The organism is Vibrio sp. 10N.222.52.C3 (assembly GCF_041474195.1).
Lineage (GTDB): Bacteria > Pseudomonadota > Gammaproteobacteria > Enterobacterales > Vibrionaceae > Vibrio > Vibrio crassostreae_C.
Genome location: NZ_JBFRTQ010000238.1, coordinates 1 through 3,317, shown reverse-complemented (window position 1 = coordinate 3,317; position 3,317 = coordinate 1). Strand labels below are relative to the sequence as shown.

General features: G+C 43.9%; 3 protein-coding genes. All 3 read left to right on the top strand.

The window, feature by feature from the left end:
• Positions 1-497: 497 nt before the first annotated feature.
• The 3 genes from AB4517_RS22640 to AB4517_RS22630 are packed head-to-tail and all read left to right on the top strand — an operon-like array spanning position 498 to position 3,220.
• Complete coding sequence (locus tag AB4517_RS22640; RefSeq protein ID WP_004734203.1) at positions 498-719, top strand: FeoA family protein; 222 nt, start codon at positions 498-500, stop codon at positions 717-719.
• Entirely contained in the window at positions 720-2,993 is a 2,274-nt protein-coding gene (gene feoB / locus AB4517_RS22635) for a Fe(2+) transporter permease subunit FeoB (protein WP_372150097.1), read from the top strand.
• Positions 2,990-3,220, top strand: a complete 231-nt coding sequence (locus AB4517_RS22630; RefSeq protein WP_017061938.1) for a FeoC-like transcriptional regulator — start codon at positions 2,990-2,992, stop codon at positions 3,218-3,220. The genes feoB and AB4517_RS22630 overlap by 4 nt, the downstream gene beginning before the upstream one ends.
• The last annotated feature ends 97 nt before the right edge of the window (positions 3,221-3,317 follow it).

Here is a 3,317-nt window from a genome sequence, read left to right as displayed (position 1 = left end):
AGATACGAGATACGAGATAAATGGGGAGTTTAAAAAGGTTGTTGGGATAAAACAAAGGGAAGAAAAAAATATCGTGGCATAGCCGGGGGGACTATACCACGGGTGCCAACGACACCTTCGCTTGCTGCCGGAGTGATATAGCAAAGCCATATCACCTCTGGAATAAAATTAAAGAGAAGTAGTTTCTCTTCGATGGAGTAACTATACGTCCAGCTACTTATTTTACTTATAAAATTAACGACAGATACCTATGAGAAAACCGACATTGCCTCAAGTGTTTGATAATTAATGATTTGTTTTTGTTTGGGAGGGTTTGCACTAGTGAGGTAGTTCTCGCTAGTTGTTGAAAGTAACGTTTTTGACGTAAACGTTTTTAACGAAACTTACGAGTATGTATTTTCGAAAACATTGATTTCACACAATAGAATTGTGGGCATGTATGTGTATCATGGCGTTAATAACAATCTTTCTCATTATCAGTCACGAATTGGGTACTTATGAAACTCTCACAATTAGAGCAAGGAAAGGCGGCTTCTATTGTTGCACTAACAGGTTTAACACCAGACGTAAGGAAGAAACTTATGGTCATGGGTATGTTGCCAAAAACCGAGGTGACGCTTATCCGCCGTGCACCTATGGGTGATCCGCTTCAAGTTGAAGTGAGAGGTGTTTCTATCGCCATTCGTGAAAGCATTGCAGAACAAATCGAGGTTATCTAAATGGATTATCAAGTTCTTACCGTTGGTAACCCAAATAGTGGTAAAACAACATTATTTAACGCCTTAACTGGCGCCAAGCAACACGTTGGTAACTGGGTTGGTGTCACTGTTGAAAAGAAGACGGGTTTATACTCGCACGCTGGTGATCAGTTTCAACTAACGGATTTACCGGGTATCTACGCACTAGACAGTGGTAATGATGCGAACAGCATCGATGAGTCTATCGCGTCTCGCGCTGTTTTAACTCACCCAGCAGATGTGATCATCAATGTTGTCGACGCTAACTGTCTAGAACGAAGCTTATATATGACATTACAGCTGCGTGAGTTGGGTCGCCCAATGATCGTTGTGTTGAACAAAATGGATGTATTAAAGCGCGAACGTCAGGTGATTAACCTTAAAGCACTAGAGAAAGAGCTAGGTTGCCCAGTTCTAAGCTTGTCTGCAAACGATAAAGGTCAAGTGGTTCGCTTTAAAGAGCGTCTGCATAAACTGCTTGTTCAAGGTGTGAGCCTTGACCCTATCTCTATTGATTACGATGCCGCGTTAGAGGCTCTTATCCCTTCTGTTGAGTCACAATTTGATGATGCTGACGTATCTCACCGAGCGCTAGCGATTCGTGCTTTAGAAAATGATTACTTGGTATTGAATGGTTTAGCCCCACAAACTCGCACTCAAATTGATAGCGTGCGTCTTGGTGCCGATTTCGATATTGACCTTGCTGTTGCTGACGCTAAATACACTTTCTTACATGACCTTTGTAAACGTGTTCGTCGCAGCGAAGGCAAACTAAGCCGTAACTTTACAGAGAAAGCAGACCAATTCATTTTGAACAAATGGGTCGGTATTCCTTTCTTCTTCGTTATCATGTACCTAATGTTCATGTTCTCTATCAATATCGGTAGTGCGTTTATCGACTTCTTCGATATTGGTGTTGGAGCAATATTAGTTGATGGTGGACACCACTTATTAGATGGCCATTTACCAGTTTGGTTAGTCACTGTACTTGCTGATGGTATTGGCGGCGGTATCCAAACGGTTGCGACCTTTATTCCTGTTATCGCAGCGCTTTACCTATTCTTAGCGGTACTAGAAAGCTCAGGCTACATGGCTCGTGCTGCATTTGTACTTGATAAAGTGATGCAGAAGATTGGTTTACCGGGTAAAGCATTTGTCCCACTTGTACTGGGCTTTGGTTGTAACGTGCCTTCAATCATGGCAACTCGTACTCTTGACCAAGAGCGCGAACGTAAACTAGCAGCATCAATGGCGCCGTTTATGTCATGTGGTGCTCGTTTACCGGTATACGCACTGTTCGCGGCGGCGTTCTTCCCAGGTGCAGGACAAAACGTAGTATTCGCTCTGTACATCATGGGTATCGTTGCTTCTGTATTTACGGGTTTGTTCCTGAAAAACACGATCTACCCAGGTAGCAGTGATAGCTTAGTGATGGAAATGCCAGATTACGAATTGCCGACAGTGCAAAACGTAATGTTGAAAACTTGGCAGAAGCTGAAGCGTTTCGTACTTGGTGCAGGTAAAACAATCGTGATGGTTGTGGCTATTCTTAGCTTCCTAAACTCTCTAGGTATGGACGGCAGCTTTGGTAACGAAGATAGCGAAAACTCAGTACTGTCTAGAGCAGCTCAAGTTGTAACACCTGTATTCCAACCAATTGGTATTACTGAAGAGAACTGGCCTGCAACGGTTGGTATCATCACAGGTATTTTCGCTAAAGAAGCCGTTGTTGGTACATTAAATAGCCTATATACAACGCCTTCTGATGAAGAAGCAGCTGAGTTTGACTTAGCAGCAAGCCTGCAAGAAGCGGTAATGACGATCCCTGAAAACCTAGCCGGATTGAGCTACTCAGATCCATTAGGTATTGAAGTTGGCGACTTGTCTGACTCTAATTCTGTAGCAGCTGACCAAGAAGTCGATACCTCTATCTTTGGTAACTTGAAAGACAAGTTTGTATCTGGTCATGCGGCATTCGCTTACTTGATTCTTATCCTGCTTTACACGCCTTGTGTGGCCGCGATGGGTGCTTATGTTCGTGAATTTGGTCAGACGTTTGCACGCTTCATCGCGGTTTGGACGATGGCTCTTGGTTACTTTGGTGCGACTTTCTACTACCAAGCGGCAAACTTTGCTGCGCATCCTGTGACAAGTGTAGTATGGATGGTGGCGATTGCTGGTGGTTTTGTGGTGACGTATCGCGTCTTCAAGAAAGTGGGCAGTAAGCAGAAAGCACTAGAGGTGCAAGTAGTATGATTTTAACTGAACTTCATCAATACATTGATAGCCACGGCGTTGCGGCTCGTAAAGAGCTCGCTGCAAAGTTTGGCATGAGTGAAGATGGCGTCGATGCGATGCTGAGTGTTTGGGTCAAGAAAGGGAAAGTTTCTCGCTTGGTCGATACGAATAAGCATGGTCATACAACGCGTATTCGCTACACCATCAGCAAACAAGATGGTTTGTCGCTTAACGTGATGATGTAGTTCGGTCTTCAGACTCTCGTTGAAAAAGGCGAGATTAGAAAATGACAAAGCCGCTTATCTAAGATGAGCGGCTTTTTGTTATGGTGCGCCGAGCATG

What these genes read in the sequence shown, in the direction of transcription:
- AB4517_RS22640 (WP_004734203.1), top strand. Translation starts at nt 498, where the DNA reads ATGAAACTCTCACAATTAGAGCAAGGAAAGGCGGCTTCTATTGTTGCA.
- feoB (WP_372150097.1), top strand. Translation starts at nt 720, where the DNA reads ATGGATTATCAAGTTCTTACCGTTGGTAACCCAAATAGTGGTAAAACA.
- AB4517_RS22630 (WP_017061938.1), top strand. Translation starts at nt 2,990, where the DNA reads ATGATTTTAACTGAACTTCATCAATACATTGATAGCCACGGCGTTGCG.